The 14,853-nt window shown below is 71.3% G+C and carries 16 protein-coding genes and 1 tRNA gene; 13 read left to right on the top strand and 4 right to left on the bottom strand.

Features of this window, described 5'->3' with window-relative positions; genetic code table 11:
- Positions 1 to 134: DUF3516 domain-containing protein (locus VHA72_RS07455; RefSeq protein ID WP_325573814.1), on the top strand; the 134-nt coding region annotated here is incomplete at its 5' end.
- A gap of 80 nt (positions 135 to 214) precedes the next feature.
- On the opposite strand, the gene VHA72_RS07450 is transcribed toward VHA72_RS07455, so the two are convergent.
- Together VHA72_RS07450 and VHA72_RS07445 are read right to left on the bottom strand one after the other, a co-directional pair.
- Positions 215 to 1,498: an HNH endonuclease signature motif containing protein gene (locus tag VHA72_RS07450; RefSeq protein ID WP_325573813.1), complete on the bottom strand. Its 1,284-nt coding sequence runs from the start codon at positions 1,496 to 1,498 to the stop codon at positions 215 to 217.
- Between the two features lie 229 nt (positions 1,499 to 1,727).
- Positions 1,728 to 3,770: a S53 family peptidase gene (locus VHA72_RS07445; RefSeq protein WP_325573812.1), complete on the bottom strand. Its 2,043-nt coding sequence runs from the start codon at positions 3,768 to 3,770 to the stop codon at positions 1,728 to 1,730.
- A 133-nt stretch (positions 3,771 to 3,903) separates the two neighbouring features.
- Here VHA72_RS07445 and VHA72_RS07440 point away from each other — a divergent pair, with 133 nt between their 5' ends.
- From VHA72_RS07440 to der, 11 genes are all read left to right on the top strand, one after another.
- The gene (locus VHA72_RS07440; protein ID WP_325573811.1) at positions 3,904 to 4,197 is read left to right on the top strand and encodes a GNAT family N-acetyltransferase; all 294 of its coding nucleotides are present in this window, start codon (positions 3,904 to 3,906) and stop codon (positions 4,195 to 4,197) included.
- Between the two features lie 220 nt (positions 4,198 to 4,417).
- On the top strand, positions 4,418 to 5,302 hold the full coding sequence (locus tag VHA72_RS07435) for a ParA family protein (RefSeq protein WP_325573810.1): 885 nt from the start codon (positions 4,418 to 4,420) through the stop codon (positions 5,300 to 5,302).
- Positions 5,284 to 5,616: a hypothetical protein gene (locus VHA72_RS07430; RefSeq protein ID WP_325573809.1), complete on the top strand. Its 333-nt coding sequence runs from the start codon at positions 5,284 to 5,286 to the stop codon at positions 5,614 to 5,616. The genes VHA72_RS07435 and VHA72_RS07430 overlap by 19 nt, the downstream gene beginning before the upstream one ends.
- 8 nt (positions 5,617 to 5,624) lie before the next feature.
- The gene (locus VHA72_RS07425) at positions 5,625 to 6,533 is read left to right on the top strand and encodes a segregation and condensation protein A (protein ID WP_325573808.1); all 909 of its coding nucleotides are present in this window, start codon (positions 5,625 to 5,627) and stop codon (positions 6,531 to 6,533) included.
- A complete protein-coding gene (scpB, locus tag VHA72_RS07420; RefSeq protein WP_325573807.1) occupies positions 6,526 to 7,152 on the top strand; it encodes an SMC-Scp complex subunit ScpB in 627 nt (208 codons plus the stop codon). The genes VHA72_RS07425 and scpB overlap by 8 nt, the downstream gene beginning before the upstream one ends.
- Positions 7,145 to 7,918: a pseudouridine synthase gene (locus VHA72_RS07415; RefSeq protein ID WP_325573806.1), complete on the top strand. Its 774-nt coding sequence runs from the start codon at positions 7,145 to 7,147 to the stop codon at positions 7,916 to 7,918. The genes scpB and VHA72_RS07415 overlap by 8 nt, the downstream gene beginning before the upstream one ends.
- A 75-nt stretch (positions 7,919 to 7,993) precedes the next feature.
- Complete coding sequence (gene aroH / locus VHA72_RS07410; protein WP_325573805.1) at positions 7,994 to 8,377, top strand: chorismate mutase; 384 nt, start codon at positions 7,994 to 7,996, stop codon at positions 8,375 to 8,377.
- Positions 8,370 to 9,434, top strand: a complete 1,065-nt coding sequence (locus VHA72_RS07405) for a prephenate dehydrogenase (protein ID WP_325573804.1) — start codon at positions 8,370 to 8,372, stop codon at positions 9,432 to 9,434. Before aroH ends, VHA72_RS07405 begins: the two co-directional genes overlap by 8 nt.
- A gap of 11 nt (positions 9,435 to 9,445) precedes the next feature.
- The gene (cmk, locus tag VHA72_RS07400; protein ID WP_325573803.1) at positions 9,446 to 10,156 is read left to right on the top strand and encodes a (d)CMP kinase; all 711 of its coding nucleotides are present in this window, start codon (positions 9,446 to 9,448) and stop codon (positions 10,154 to 10,156) included.
- Positions 10,153 to 10,893 carry a lysophospholipid acyltransferase family protein gene (locus VHA72_RS07395; protein ID WP_325573802.1) on the top strand — a complete coding sequence of 247 codons (741 nt, stop codon included), beginning with the start codon at positions 10,153 to 10,155 and terminating at the stop codon, positions 10,891 to 10,893. The genes cmk and VHA72_RS07395 overlap by 4 nt, the downstream gene beginning before the upstream one ends.
- On the top strand, positions 10,890 to 12,257 hold the full coding sequence (gene der / locus VHA72_RS07390; RefSeq protein WP_325573801.1) for a ribosome biogenesis GTPase Der: 1,368 nt from the start codon (positions 10,890 to 10,892) through the stop codon (positions 12,255 to 12,257). Before VHA72_RS07395 ends, der begins: the two co-directional genes overlap by 4 nt.
- Here der and VHA72_RS07385 read toward each other — a convergent pair.
- A complete protein-coding gene (locus VHA72_RS07385; RefSeq protein WP_325573800.1) occupies positions 12,254 to 13,969 on the bottom strand; it encodes a putative bifunctional diguanylate cyclase/phosphodiesterase in 1,716 nt (571 codons plus the stop codon). The two genes, der and VHA72_RS07385, sit on opposite strands and share 4 nt — an antisense overlap.
- Positions 13,970 to 14,197: 228 nt before the next feature.
- On the opposite strand from VHA72_RS07385, the gene VHA72_RS07380 reads away from it, so the two are divergent.
- Positions 14,198 to 14,271: transfer RNA gene (locus VHA72_RS07380), tRNA-Pro, on the top strand.
- Between the two features lie 146 nt (positions 14,272 to 14,417).
- Here the strand turns inward: VHA72_RS07380 and VHA72_RS07375 are convergent.
- Entirely contained in the window at positions 14,418 to 14,660 is a 243-nt protein-coding gene (locus VHA72_RS07375; RefSeq protein WP_325573799.1) for a hypothetical protein, read from the bottom strand.
- Positions 14,661 to 14,853 lie beyond the last annotated feature (193 nt).

Below are 14,853 nucleotides of genomic sequence, written 5' to 3'. Positions count from 1 at the left end.
CCCGGCACGTCACCCAGACGCTGGCCGATCCGGCCGGGCACCACGACTGGGTGATCGAAGCGCAGGTCGACTTGGACGCGACCGACGAGGCCGGCGAGCTGGTGCTGCGGGCGACCGCGATGCGCCGGCTCTGAGCTCTCGACAGCCCACAGACCGACCGCCGCCGAAGATCGGCCCGGGGCATGCCTAGCACGGACAGATGCCGACGCGCCGGTCAGGTCCGCCGATGGAACCTCACTTCGCCGCTCGGCAGATAGGTGTGCTCATAGTTCCGATCATGAATCCGTCGATGATGATGGCCGCACAGGCAAACGCCGTTGGACACGTTCGTCGGACCACCCGCCGACCATGCATCTCGATGGTGGACCTCGGTCCACACCGCGTCGACGTCACAGCCCTCGGCACGACATCGTCCATCGCGTAGCCGAATCGCCTTGCGCTGGGCGGGACTGAACAGTCGGCGTGTTCGGCCAAGATCGAGCGGCTCGGATGCGCCACCGAGCACGACGGGAACGATCTGCGCCTCGCAGGCCAATCGTCGTGCCTCGCCGACGCTGAGTTGCTCGGCGTCGAGGCCCAATCCAGCGGCGCCGAGACGGTCCCGCAACTGGCTCTCGGTGATCGTGACGACCACGGTCGTGGCATCGCCGCCGTGGTCCGGCAACGCGGTCGGGTCGATGCGCTCCAACAGTTCGCCCAGGGCAAGCCCCCGGCGGCGGTCGGCCCGGTCGAAGGGTGCTGGCGGGCCCGACTCTGCGCGCCGCGGCTGGGTGAAGGCATCGAGATAAGTCTTGAGCCGATGTGCCACCGACGTGGCGACGATGCCGTGGATGCGGGAGGTGCCATCGCCTTGCGGCGTGAGCGTCAACCGCGTCACGCGCCGGGCGTGCTCCTCCTCGGTTTCGACGCGGGACGCCGCGACCGCATCGGCACAGTCGGGTGTCGCGACGGCGGGCAACGCGCGTGCGACCGCCCGCAACGCCCGAGGACGGCGTCGCACCGCCTCCTCGAGGATGGCGTCCTCGGCGGCGGCCCAGTGCTCTTCAGCAAGGACCTCGGCGGTGCTGTCCAGCGCGTCGACGGCGATCTGTGCTTTGACCGGGTCGATCCGGCCGTCGGCGAGCGCGCTGCTGACCTTGGGCCATCGGGCGTCGAGGGCGCGGCCAAGCTCCAGGTCACGTCGGACCGCGCCGTATTCCTGGCGGCTCTGCGCGGCCAGCCAGGCGGCGACATCGCGCGAGCCGTGCGCGGCGGCGACGTCGTCGGAGGCCGCCATCAAGCGAAGACGCAGCGACGTGATGCGTGACTCGGCCCGGAGCAGGCCGAGCAGCGACTCTTCCTTCTCCTGAGCACTGCGAGCGGTGATCGGGAGGGCTTCGGCTTCGTCGAGCGCCCGATGGATCGCGGCAAGGGTGTCCGGTAGTGACGGCATGGCGTCGCGCTCGCTCACCGGTGGGGTGCCGTCGAGACGACCGGTGACGTCGGTGGCGTAGCCCATGCCTTCTCCCCGAGTGCCGCGGTTGGTACGACGAGGCTCGCGCGTCGACCCCCGTCCGCGCCAGCGCCCTTCCAGCGCCTTGTGGAAAACCTGCCCTGGCTGTGGAGGGCCGGCCGCGAGCCCGTCCAGGGTCTCGACATAAACCCCAACCCTGGCGATCCACCGTGGCCGGGACGGCGCGAGGGGCGCCTCTCGGGTGAGAGACGCCCCTCGCGGGTCGAGCTGTTGCTCAGTGGCCGTGGCCACCTCCGTGACCCCCGTGACCGCCCCCGTGACCGCCGGAGTGCTGGCCGGTCACCTTCTGCAGGTACGACGAGGTGACCGTGCCGACCCCGGTCACGTCGTCCCAGCCACGGTGGGCTGTCAGCGACGAGTCCTGGTCGAAGGTGCGCACGGTGTCGATGGTCCCGTCGTCGGCGTTGTAACCGTTGGCGTAGTCGTGTCGGACGTTGCCCGGGTCAGGCGTGGCGCCAGTGGGGTCGTAGTAGACCCCGGTGCGGGCCAGCTGGTAGATCAGCGGGTTGGCGAACCCGAGCCGCTTGCCGGCACCCTGCTGCGCCACCGCCTGGACGCCGGCGAGCAGCGGTGAGGCCAGGCTGGTGCCGCCGACGCGGTACTCGCCGTAGTGCACCCCGGCAGGGCCGAAGACGCTGGCCTCGGCGAAGTCCTGCGTCTCGCCGACCAGCATGCCGGTGGTCGGGTCGGCGTCCATCGCGATGTCGGGCACTGCCCGTCCGCCGGTCCGGTCGCCGGTCACGACGCCCCGTTGGTACGACGGTTGGGCGAAGAGCTGGCTGAAGCCGCCGCCGGCGCCGTACAACCAGGTCTTGGAGCCCTGGTCCCAGCTGCGGCCGTTGGCCGCGAGCGAGTACTTGTTGGTGCCCCAGCCGGTCTCGAAGAGCCGCTGACCGCTCTGGCTCACGCCGAGCGCGGTGCCGCCCACGGCCGTCACCCACGGGTCGCCGGCCGGGAAGTCCGGGTGGGTGTAACCGGCGTTGGCCTGCTCGTCTCCGTCGTCACCGGAGGAGAAGTAGAACCCGATGCCTTGCACGGCACCCTGCTGGAAGACCGACTCGTAGGCGTCGATGGTGCTCTGGTCGATGGTCAGGCAGGGGCTGGCGGCGGTGCAGCCGTCGGCCGGGTCGTTGGCGATCACGGTGGGCTCACCCCACGAGTTCGACACGATCGAAGCCTGGTCCAGCGACACGATCTTGCTCAGCGAGGCGAGCAGGTCGTCGTCGTAGCAGCTGGCCGCGCCGACGTACTGGATCCCGGCGCCGGGCGCCATCCCGTGCACCGCCTCCACGTCGAGGGTCTGTTCGCCGTACCAGCCGTTGCCACCGCAGTCCTCGATGGCGGTCGGCGAGTCGGTCGAGGCGCCCTCCGGGAAGCTCAGGTCCTGGAACTGGCCCGGCTTCAGCGCGGCGTCGCCGTGCCGCGTGGAGTACGTCGAGGTGTCCGCCGCCAGGTCGGAGGAGTCGAACGCGTCCACGATCGCCACCGTCTGGCCGCTGCCGTTCAGGGTGCCGTTCACGCCGTAGGTGCTGCGCAGCTGCTTAGGCGTGTAGCCGCAGACCGCGTAGGGGAGGGTCTTGCCCTGGAACTTCGGCAGCGACGTCGCCTTCTTCTGGCCGTAGTACGACGAGCACGGCGTGGCGTTGACATAGCCCGCCGGCGCGCCGAGATCCTGCGGCTTCACCATGTGCCCGGCGTGGCTGAGCCCGGTCACGGCGAGCACGCTCGAGGCCACCGAGGAAGGAACCGAGAGGTCGGAGTCGGGGGCCTGCACGGTCGTGCCGGCGTAGTCGAACTTCGCCAGCGTGGTGCCGAACGCCTGCGACACCTGGTCGGCGGTGCCGCTGACCGCGACGTAGTGGTTGTCGGCGCCGACCGAGGTCACGCTCAGCCCCGCATCCTTGAGCCAGCCGGTCACCGCGTCGACCTGCGCCTGGGTCGGCGCGAACCTGGCGACGTACTGGCTGTGCGAGAGGTAGTGCCCGTAGTCGGCGCTGGACGGGTCGCTGACCGACTGGGCCAGCGAGGCCAGCCCGGCGGCGTCCTTGGCGGCCAGCCACACCTTGGCGGTGACCTGCTTGCTCTTCGCGACGGTGCCGAGCTTCTCGAACTTGGGATTCGACTCCCAGGCCGGTCGACTGCCGTCGATCCGGTGTCGCCCGCCCTGCGCGGAGGGGGACGGGGCCGCCGAGGCCGACGGCGTGGTGAGGGTGGCCGCGCCGAGGGCGGCGGCCGCGAGGATTGCCAGACTTCCCACCCGAGTGGTTTTCATGATTCTCCTTCGTCGGCGCACCCGTAGCGCCGTTGCTCGATGATCCTTCTCGCCTCGGGTCGCATCTGGCAAGGACTACGTCACAGGAACTGCCGCGAGACTGTCGTAGGCTCGCGCCATGAGCGACGTCGAGGTACGCAACAACCCGGCCCAGAACCGCTACGAGGCATGGATCGGCGAGGAACTGGCCGGCTTCGCCGAGTACGGCATGGGGCCCAGCACGGTGGTCTTCATCCACACCGAGGTCGCTCCGGAGTTCGAGGGCCGTGGCGTCGGCGGCGCGCTCGCGAGAGGCGCGCTGGACGACGTCCGCGCCGGAGGCCAGTACGACGTGATCCCGCTGTGCCCGTTCATCAAGGGCTACATCGAGAAGCACCCCGAGTACGCCGATCTGGTCCACCACCGGCGCTGATCCCTCCACAGATATCTCCACAGGCAGCCGGGGTGCTGTGGGCGCGCCGCGCTGCGTCGTACACAGGTGAGGCCCGGTGGCGGGGGAGGGACGGCGCCCGGGTTGTGAGCGGTGGGAGCGCGGTCCTACAGTCGCCCGCAGCCGGGGATGAGTCGTTGTGTCGACATATGTCCGCCGACTCCGTCCATCGCGATCAACGCAGCCTGGGAGGGACCTGTCCGTGTCCGACGCTCTGCCGTTCGAGCCGCCCGTCGCCGAGGTGACGCTCGGACCCACCGGTCGTCCCCTGCCTGACTTCCCCGAGCCTCGGCCGCTGACCCAGCACGGCCCGGCCCGGGTGGTCGCGCTGTGTAACCAGAAGGGCGGCGTCGGCAAGACCACCACCACGATCAGTCTCGGTGCCGCGCTGGCGGAGCTGGGTCGCAAGGTGCTGCTGGTCGACTTCGACCCGCAGGGCTCGATGTCGGTCGGCCTGGGCCTGAACCCGAACGAGATCGAGGTCGGCACCTACCAGCTGCTGATGGACCCGAGCGTCACCTTCGAGGACGTCGTCGTCCACACCGAGGTCGAGGGCGTCGACCTGCTGCCGGCCAACATCGACCTGTCGGCCGCCGAGATCCAGCTCGTGCACGAGGTCGGTCGTGAGCAGGTGCTGGCGAGCAAGCTGCAGCCCGTCCGGGCGCACTACGACGTCATCCTGATCGACTGCCAGCCCTCGCTGGGCCTGCTGACCGTGAACGCACTCACCGCCAGTGACGGCGTGATCATCCCGCTGGAGTGCGAGTACTTCGCGCTGCGCGGCGTGGCCCTGCTCAAGGACACCATCGAGAAGGTCACCCAGCGGCTCAACCCGCGGCTGAGGATCGACGGCCTGCTCGGCACCATGTACGACGGCCGGACGCTGCACAGCCGTGAGGTGATGGAGACGCTGGTCAGCGGCTGGGGCGACGTGGTGTTCCACACCGTCATCCGCCGCACGGTGAAGTTCTCCGACGCGACGGTGGTCGGCGAGCCGATCACCACCTACGCGGCGAACTCCCCGGGTGCGGAGTCCTACCGGCAGCTCGCCAAGGAGGTGCTGGCCCGGTGGCAGCGCGACGCGTGAGCCTGCCGTCGGCCGACGAGATCTTCCGGCCGACGATCGAGGAGAAGAGGACCAAGCAGGTCCGCGCCGTACCGGATGCTCCGCAGGAGCCCCGCAAGCCGAGCGGGCGGGTGCGGCACGACGAGAAGATGACCGTCTACGTCACCTCGGCCGAGCTGCTGGAGCTCGAGCACGCCCGGCTGGCGCTGCGCAGCCAGCACGGCCTGGCGGTCGACCGGGGTCGGCTGGTGCGTGAGGCGGTCGGCATCGTGCTGGCCGATCTCGAGGCGAACGGCGCCGAGAGCGCGCTGGTGCGCCGGCTCACCGAGGAGTGAGCCCGAGCGTGGCTGAGGGCGTCGCCGACACCGACCTGGAGCCGCAGGGCAGCGAGGGCGGCACCGGCTTCGAGGTGCGCCTGGAGAACTTCGAGGGCCCCTTCGACCTGCTGCTGAGCCTGATCGCCAAGCACAAGCTCGACATCACCGAGATCGCGCTGGCCAAGGTCACCGACGAGTTCATCGCGCACGTCAAGGCCGGCGGATCGGTGGACAGCCCGGCACAGTGGGATCTGGAGCAGACCTCGTCGTTCCTGCTGGTCGCCGCGACCCTGCTCGACCTCAAGGCCGCCCGACTGCTGCCCCAGGGCGACGTCGAGGACGAGGAGGACCTCGCCCTGCTGGAGGCTCGCGACCTGCTCTTCGCGCGATTGCTGCAGTACAAGGCGTTCAAGCAGGTCGCGGCGGTGCTGGAGCAGCGGCTGGCCGGCGAGTCGCTGCGGCATCCGCGTGCGGTCGGCCTGGAGGAGCGGTTCGCGACGCTGCTGCCCGAGGTGCTGATCGGCATCGGGCTGGACCAGTTCGCGGCCTTGGCCGCCAGGGCGTTGGCGCCGAAGCCGGGGCCGCCCGAGTTGACCCTGAGCCACATCCACGCACCCAGGGTCAGTGTGCGGGAGCAGGCCGGGATCGTGGTGGACCGGCTGCGCCGCAGCGGCACGCTGACCTTCCGCTCGCTGTGCGGCGACTCGCCGGACACGCTGACCACGGTGGCGCGCTTCCTGAGCCTGCTGGAGCTGTTCCGCGAGGGCGCGGTGGCCTTCGACCAGGTCACGCCGCTGGGGGAGCTGACGGTGCGGTGGACCGGCGACGACAACGTGGACGCCGAGGACATGATCCAGGACGAGTTCGAGGGGCAGCCGGTGCTGCCCGATCAGCAGCCCGACTCGCAGCCCGACCCGCAGGAGAGCGATGACTGAACAGGACAACGAGGCCCTCGCCGTACCGCTGGCGGCGCTGCGGCCCTCCCTCGAGGCGGTGCTGATGGTGGCCGACCAGCCGCTGGATCCGCCCACGCTGGCCAGCGCGGTCGGCTATCCGGTCGACGAGGTGGTGGCGGCGCTGGAGGGACTCGCGGCGGAGTACACCGAGCAGGGTCGCGGCTTCGACCTGCGCAACGTCGCGGGCGGCTGGCGGTTCTACACCCGCGAGGAGTACGCCGTGGTCGTGGAGGGCTTCGTCCTCGAAGGCCAGCAGGCCCGGCTGACCCAGGCGGCGCTGGAGACGCTGGCCGTGGTGGCCTACAAGCAGCCCGTCTCACGGGCTCGCGTCAGCGCGATCCGGGGGGTGAACGTCGACGGCGTGATGCGCACCCTGCTCGCCCGCGGGCTGGTCGAGGAGGCCGGCACGGACGCCGAGACCGGAGCCCACCTCTATCGCACCACCGGCTACTTCCTGGAGCGCATCGGGGTGACGAGCCTCGACGAGCTGCCGGAGCTGGCGCCGTACCTGCCGGAGATGGACGACCTGGAGGACGAGCTGGCCGAGATGGTCGCGCCCGCGCCGGCCGCCGAGCCGCAGGAGTCGGCCGGTGAGTGAGCCCCGGGCCGAGCAGCGCCGCGATCTGCCGTTGGACGAGGACGGCCGGATCCGGATCCAGAAGCTGCTGGCGTTGGCCGGGGTCGCCAGCCGGCGCCGCAGCGAGGAGCTGATGCTCGACGGCCTGGTCGAGATCAACGGCGAGGTGGTCACCCGGCTGGGCACCAAGGTCGACCCCGCCCGGGACGTGATCCGGGTCGACGGCAAGCGGCTGCCGCCGATCAGCGAGAAGGTCTACCTGGTGCTGAACAAGCCGCGTGGCGTCGTCTCCACGATGAGCGACCCCGAGGGCCGCCGGACGCTCCAGGACCTGGTCGCGGGCCGGCCCGAGCGGCTCTTCCACGTCGGCCGGCTCGACACCGACACCTCCGGCCTGATCATCCTGACCAACGACGGCGACTTCGCGCACCGGCTGGCGCATCCGTCCTACGAGGTCGACAAGACGTACGTCGCCGAGGTCCGCGGCGAGCTGTTCCCACGCGTCCGTAAGCAGCTGCTCGCCGGCGTGACCCTCGAGGACGGCCCCGTCACGGTCACCGCCGCGCGGATCGTGGAGGCCACGCCGGCCAAGTCGATCATCGAGCTGACCATCCACGAGGGTCGCAACCGGATCGTGCGCCGGCTGCTGGACCACGTCGGTCACCCGGTCACCCGGCTGACCCGCACCCGGATCGGCCCGATCACCCTGGGCCGGCTCGGCGTCGGCGAGCTGCGCGAGCTGACCACCGACGAGCTGGGCGAGCTGCTGGACGTCACGCAGCTCTGAGACGCGGGATCCTGCGGGAGAGGCGGGCGCACTAGCCTTTGCTTGCCTGCAAGTGCGACGAGCGAAGGAGCAGACGTGGCAGTCCGTGCGGTCCGGGGAGCGACCCAGCTCGAGGAGGACGTGCGCGAGCACATGCTCGACCGAGTGGCCGAGCTGGTGAACGAGGTGATGGCGGCCAACGGGCTGAGCGTCGACGACTTCATCTCGATCATCTTCACCTCGACCGACGACCTGGTCTCGGAGTTCCCGGCCTACGCGGCCCGGCAGCTCGGCTTCACCGAGGTGCCGCTGATGTGTGCGCGCGAGCTGGAGATCCAGGGGTCGATGCCGCGCGTGGTCCGGCTGATGGCGCACGTCGAGACCGACCTGCCGCGCGCCGACGTCACCCACGTCTACCTGCACGGTGCGGCCAACCTGCGGCGTGACCTGGCGCGGGTCAAGTCGGTCCCCGATGCCTGACCTGATCGGCCCGGTCGAGGTCGTCGGCACCGGTCTGCTCGGCACCTCGATCGCCCTCGCCTGCCGACAGGCCGGCCTGGACGTGCTGCTGTCGGACACCTCCGCCGAACACATCCGTACGGCGAGCGGACTCGGCGCCGGCCGCCCGCGCCAGCCCGGTGACGTACCCCAGCTGGTCGTGGTGGCGGTGCCGCCGGCGATGTTGGGCGCGGTGATCTCGCACGCGCTGGCGATCTCGCCGGACGCAGTCGTGACGGACGTGGGCAGCGTGAAGGGCGCCCCGCTGATGGAGGTGGCGGCGCTGCCCGGCGCGGAGCGGTACGTCGGCGGTCACCCGATGGCCGGCAGCGAGCGCTCCGGGCCGCTGGCCGCCACGCCGAAGCTGTTCGACGGCCGGCCCTGGGCGGTGACGCCGCATGCCGGCTCGCGCCCCGACGCGGTCGCGCTGGTGGAGGAGCTGGCCCGGCTGTGTGGCGCCGTACCGGTGCGGATGGAGCCGGCCGAGCACGACCTGGCGGTGGCGCGCACGTCGCACGTGCCGCACCTGCTGGCGGTGCTGGTGGCCGGGCGGCTCGCCGATGCGCCCGCCGAACACCTGGCGCTCTCGGGCCAGGGCGTGCGCGACGTGACCCGGGTGGCCGGCGGCGACCCGCTGCTCTACAGCCAGATCGTGACCGGCAACGCCGGCGCCGTACTGGACCTGCTCGGTGAGGTGCGCGACCAGCTCGACCGACTGATCGGCGCGCTCTCGGCCGGCGACCTGGGCACCCTGATGGGCCTGCTCGAGCGCGGCCAGGAGGGCACTCGGGCCATCCCGGGCAAGCACGGCGGCCCGGCCCGTCCGACCGCGACGCTCTACGTCTCGGTGCCCGACCATCCGGGCGAGCTGGCCCGGCTGTTTGCCGACGCGGGCGCCAGCGGCGTCAACATCGAGGACGTCAGGATCGACCACGACCCCGGCCGGCCGGTGGGCCTGGTCGAGCTGGTGGTCGCCGAGGACAGCGCGGACGTGCTGCGGGCGGCGCTGGAATCACTCGGTTGGGCGGTGCACCGGTAGGCTGCGGCACCGTGAACGCCGCCCAGCCCAGCCCCGGAGCCCTCGTCATCGCCGTCGACGGGACCTCGGGCTCGGGCAAGTCGAGCACGTCGCGCGGTGTCGCCGCGCGGCTGGGCCTGCGCTACCTCGACACCGGTGCGATGTACCGGGCGGTGACGTGGTGGATGCTCCAGCACGACGTCGACGTGCACGACGCCGCCGCGGTGGCCGCGCACGCGCAAGAGCCGGTGCTGGTCTCCGGCACCGACCCCCAGGCGCCCACGATCACGCTGGACGGCACCGATGTGTCGGCGCAGATCCGCACAGACCCGGTCAACGCCAACGTGTCGCCGGTCAGCGCCGTACCGCAGGTGCGCGAGCGACTGGTCCGCCTGCAGCGCGAGGAGATCGCGGCCGCCCTCGCCGAGGGCGGGATCGTGGTCGAGGGTCGCGACATCGGCTCCACGGTCTGGCCGGAGGCCCAGCTCAAGCTCTACATGACCGCCGACCCGTCGGCCCGGGCCGCCCGGCGGGCCGAGGAGGAGGGCGGCACCGATGCGGCAGCCGTCCGGGCCTCCCTGGAGGCCCGCGACCGGATCGACTCCAGCCGCGCGGCGTCGCCGCTGGTGGCCGCCGACGGGGCGGTCCATCTGGACACCACGGCGTACACGCTGGAGCAGGTGGTCGAGCGGGTTGTCGCGCTCGCGGAGCGGGCCCGAACGGCCGCGAGGGCACGGTCGTGAGGCCCGACCTGCCCGACACCTCCGGCGTACGCGCGCCGCGGAGCTGGTTCCTGTACAACTTCCGCTGGTTCGGACGGTGGGGGATCCGCCGACGCTACCGGGTGGCCCTGCGCGGGGTCCAGCACATCCCGGCGCACGGCCCGGTCATCTTCGCGTCCAACCACGTCGGCGTGATCGACGGCCCGCTGCTGGCGATCTTCGCGCCGCGGCCGGTGCATGCGCTGACCAAGGACGACATGTTCCGCGGCCTGTTGGGTCGCTTCCTGCTCTCGGTGGGCCAGATCCCGCTCTACCGCGACGGCGCCGACACGCTCGCGATCAAGACCTGCCTGAAGGTGCTGCGGATGGGGCGCGCGGTCGGGATCTACCCCGAGGGCCGCCGCGGGACGGGGGAGTACGACCGCTTCCACGCCGGCGCGGCCTATCTCGCGATGGTCTCGGGAGCCCCGGTGGTGCCGGTGGTGATGTTCGGCACCCGCGAGCCCGGCGGTGGCCGGAGCTCGCTGCCGCGCCGCGGCGCAACCATCGAGATGGTCTTCGGGCCGGCGTTCACCACCGAGCAGGTGCCGTGGCCGCGCACCCGGGAACACGTGGAGCACGTGTCGAAGTTGCTGCGTGAGCACCTCGTGGTGCACCTCGATGAGGCCAAGCGCCTGACCGGCCGCCAGCTGCCGGGCCCGCTGCCCGGCGAGACCTCCCCGACCTCCGACCAGCTTCCCGAGCAAGGAGCATCATGACCGAGCAGTACGACGAGCCCACCCGGGCCGGCGACGAGCCCACCGGCCCGGTGCCGGTGCTGGCGGTGGTCGGCCGGCCGAACGTGGGCAAGTCGACGCTGGTCAACCGGATCATCGGCCGCCGCGAGGCGGTGGTCGAGGACGTCCCGGGCGTGACCCGGGACCGGGTCTCCTACGACGCCGACTGGAACGGTCGTGCCTTCACCGTCGTCGACACGGGTGGCTGGTCGCCGGACGCCCGTGGGCTGGCCGCCCGGATCGCCGAGCAGGCCGAGCTCGCGGTCGGCCTGGCCGATGCGGTGCTGTTCGTGGTCGACGCCACCGTCGGCATCACCGACGAGGACGAGGCGGTGGTGCGGATCCTGCGGCGCGCCAAGAAGCCGGTCGTGCTGGCCGCGAACAAGGTCGACGACATGCGCACCGAGGCCGAGGCCGCGGCGCTGTGGAATCTCGGCCTGGGCGAGCCCTACCCGGTCAGCGCGCTGCACGGGCGCGGCTCGGGTGACCTGCTGGACGCCGTACTCGCGGCCTTGCCGGAGCCCCCGCCGATCGCGGAGGGCGGGGAGGTCGGCGGTCCTCGCCGGATCGCCTTGGTGGGCAAGCCGAACGTCGGGAAGTCCTCGTTGCTCAACAAGCTCGCCGGCGAGACCCGTGTGGTCGTCGACAACGTCGCCGGCACCACCGTGGACCCGGTCGACGAGCTGGTCGAGCTGGACGGGCGGACCTGGAAGCTGATCGACACCGCGGGCATCCGCAAGCGGGTCAAGGAGGCGTCCGGGCACGAGTACTACGCCTCGCTGCGCACCTCGACCGCGATCGACCGAGCCGAGGTGGCCGTGCTGGTGCTCGACGCCGAGCAGTCGATCTCCGAGCAGGACATCCGGATCCTGCAGACCGTGCGCGACGCCGGCCGAGCGCTCGTGATCGTGTTCAACAAGTGGGACCTGGTCGACGAGGACCGGCGCTACTACCTGGAGCGCGAGATCGAGCGCGAGCTGGTCCAGGTGCAGTGGGCGCCGCGGATCAACCTGACCGCACGCACCGGCTGGCACATCGACCGGCTGGTGCCGGCGATCGACCGAGCCCTGGAGGGCTGGGAGACGCGGATCGGCACGGGCGCGCTCAACACGTTCCTGGGTCGGTTGGTGGCCGAGCACCCGCACCCGGTGCGCGGCGGCAAGCAGCCGAAGATCCTGTTCGGGACGCAGGCCACCACCGCGCCGCCGACGTTCATCCTGTTCACGTCCGGCAAGCTGGAGCCGTCGTACGAGCGCTTCATCGAGCGTCGGCTGCGCGAGGAGTTCGGTTTCGTCGGTACGCCGATCGTGCTGCAGCAGCGGGTCCGGGAGAAGCGCAAGCGTTAGCGCTGCCGGGGCACCGGCCGGCCGAAGAGGTAACCCTGGGCCAGGTCGCATCCGAGGCGGCGCAGCACGTCGGCCTGGTAACGCGTCTCCACGCCCTCGGCGACCACTGTCATGCCCATCGAGCGACCGATCGCCATCACGGCCTCGAGCACCGGCTCCCGTTCGCGCTCCGCGCTGATCGCCCGCACGAAGGACGCGTCGATCTTCACGATGTCGATCGGGAAGCGCTCCAGCCAGCGCAGCGAGGAGTAGCCGGTCCCGAAGTCGTCGATGGCGATCCGGGCGCCAAGCGCCCGCAGCTTGTTGAGGGTCGCGACCACCTGCGGGTCGCCGTTGTCGAAGACCGCCTCGGTGATCTCCAGGGCGAGCCGCTGCGGGGGGAGACCGTGCATGTCCAGGACGTGGCGGACCAGCTCCGGGTAGCCCGGATTGCGCAGCTCGGGCACCGACACGTTGACCGAGACGGTGGTGTCGTCGCGGAGCCGGGCAGTGGCCTCGCAGGCCTGGTCGAGCGTCCACATCCCCAGCGCGTGGATGGCGCCGGTCCGTTCCGCCTGAGGCACGAAGTCCGAGGGCGGCACCAGCCCCTTGCGGGGATGCTGCCAGCGCACCAGCGCCTCGGCACCGGTGACGGCGCCGTCGCGCAGGCGCACGACCGGCTGGTAGTGCAGGACGAGCTCGCCGGCGGTGATCGCCGCCTCGAGCTCGCTCGCGCCCCGGGCGGGGTCGCCGTACACGACCGTCTGGTCGCGTCCGGCCGACTTGGCCTCGTAGAGGGCGACGTCGGCACGACTGAGGAACATCGAGGCGGAGTCGCCCGGCGCCGAGGCCGCCACCCCCGCCGAGAGCGTGACGCCGTCGGGAGCCACCGAGCGCAGCCGGTCGGCGAGGTCGGCGGCGCGGCCGAGCGAGGAGCCGGGAAGCAGCAGCGCGAACTCGTCCCCGCCGTACCGGCTCAGCAGATGGCTCTCGCCGACCGAGCCCCGCCACGCCTGGGCGCATTCGAGCAGCAGTCGGTCGCCGGCGAGGTGCCCGGAGTGGTCGTTGACGTCCTTGAAGTGGTCGAGGTCGAGCAGGACGAGCGCGAGCTGGCCGTGCTCACGTCCGACCCGGCCGAGCTCCTCCTCCAGGCGACGGTCGAAGGCACGTCTGTTGGGAAGCCGGGTGAGCGAGTCCTCCTCCGCGGCGTCGGCCATCCACGCCAGCCAGGTGACTACCACCGCGACGACGATGAAGGTGCCCGGCATCGAGACGATCGCGCCGACCGGCAGGTGCACCGACACCATCCCGACGATCGCGCAGCACACCACCAGGCACAGGTGGACCAGAACGCCCGGGGGAGAGAAGAAGAACGACGCGTCCAGGATCGTGAAGACATAGCCGATCACGAACGCCAGCGACCAGACGGTGCCCTGGCCGAGGTGGACGAACGCGGTGATGACGATCGGGCCGCCGGCGACGAGCAGGTGGTACGCCGGGCGGGGGATTCGATGGCCGACCAGGAAGACCGCGACACCGAGGACGATCGCCGCGACCGCGAGGACGCGGATGGCGGCGACGTCGATGCCTTCCCACCCACTGCCGAAGAGCGTCGCGATCAGAATCAGCAGGGCGCCGGTGGCGTAGAGCGAGCCGGTGGTGCGCGCCAGTACGCGCTGGGTCGCGACCGCGGGGATCTTGCGCGCGTCTGCGAACCGGGCGAAGGCGCTCACCCGCGTCGCTCGCCAGGCCGGCGCCCGGCCGCTGCCGCTGCGCACCCCCGCCGAGTCGGCGCGGTCTCCCTCGTGCTCACGGCCGTACCGTAGCCGCTTTGGGCCCGAACGTGATGCAGCACTCGGCTGGCGCGCTCCCGACCGGTGCGGCCGCCGCGGAGCAAGGAGCCGATTCGCGGGCCGATCCGCCGGTGGGGTAGCCTTCGGACGCCCTTCGCGGAGGGTGTTCGGGCTGTGGCGCAGCTTGGTAGCGCACTTGACTGGGGGTCAAGGGGTCGCAGGTTCAAATCCTGTCAGCCCGACCGTGCGGATCAGAGGCCGATATGGCCGCTGAGCTGGGATCCAGGCCCGGTGATCGACGGATCGCCGGGCCTGAGACGTGTACGGGCGAGGCGCTCCTGGCGCGTCCGAACCTGCAGGCGGCGTCACATCACCGCGACGCGCTGGTCTATTCGTAGTCGCCGATCAACGCCTCCAAGCGCTCCAGCTGCGCCGCTGTGATCTGACCGGACAGGTACAGCGTGTCGACGTACGTCGGATTGTCGACCTGACGGCCGATCCACACCCGGCTGTTCTCGGCCGTCGACGCAAAGCTCCCGGCCACGGACTGGTGGAGCTGGGTGAACTGGTCGTCATCGATCTCCCCGACCAGCCAGGCGTCCACCATCTCTTCCAGATTGTCGTAGCTCATCCGCGCTCTTCCAGCGTCATGGCGTTCCTCTTCCTGGGATGTGGTCCAAGCCTGCGCTGGGAAGTGAGCCGCGGCGCGAGGACTCGGACCGCCGCCGTGGGGACCTTCGCCCCGAGCCCGTCACGGACCTAGGGCCGGCGCCCCGGTGACCCGCGGCACTGCGTCCGGGTGGTCCCGGCGCGATGTGGTGGGG

Source organism: Nocardioides sp. (genome assembly GCF_035547795.1).
Lineage (GTDB): Bacteria > Actinomycetota > Actinomycetes > Propionibacteriales > Nocardioidaceae > Nocardioides.
This window is presented reverse-complemented; position numbering and strand designations above follow the sequence as displayed.

Excerpts from the sequence above, each read along its gene's own strand:
- VHA72_RS07450 (WP_325573813.1), bottom strand. The coding sequence starts at position 1,498 with ATGGGCTACGCCACCGACGTCACCGGTCGTCTCGACGGCACCCCACCG.
- VHA72_RS07440 (WP_325573811.1), top strand. The coding sequence starts at position 3,904 with ATGAGCGACGTCGAGGTACGCAACAACCCGGCCCAGAACCGCTACGAG.
- scpB (WP_325573807.1), top strand. The coding sequence starts at position 6,526 with ATGACTGAACAGGACAACGAGGCCCTCGCCGTACCGCTGGCGGCGCTG.
- VHA72_RS07405 (WP_325573804.1), top strand. The coding sequence starts at position 8,370 with ATGCCTGACCTGATCGGCCCGGTCGAGGTCGTCGGCACCGGTCTGCTC.
- der (WP_325573801.1), top strand. The coding sequence starts at position 10,890 with ATGACCGAGCAGTACGACGAGCCCACCCGGGCCGGCGACGAGCCCACC.
- VHA72_RS07375 (WP_325573799.1), bottom strand. The coding sequence starts at position 14,660 with ATGAGCTACGACAATCTGGAAGAGATGGTGGACGCCTGGCTGGTCGGG.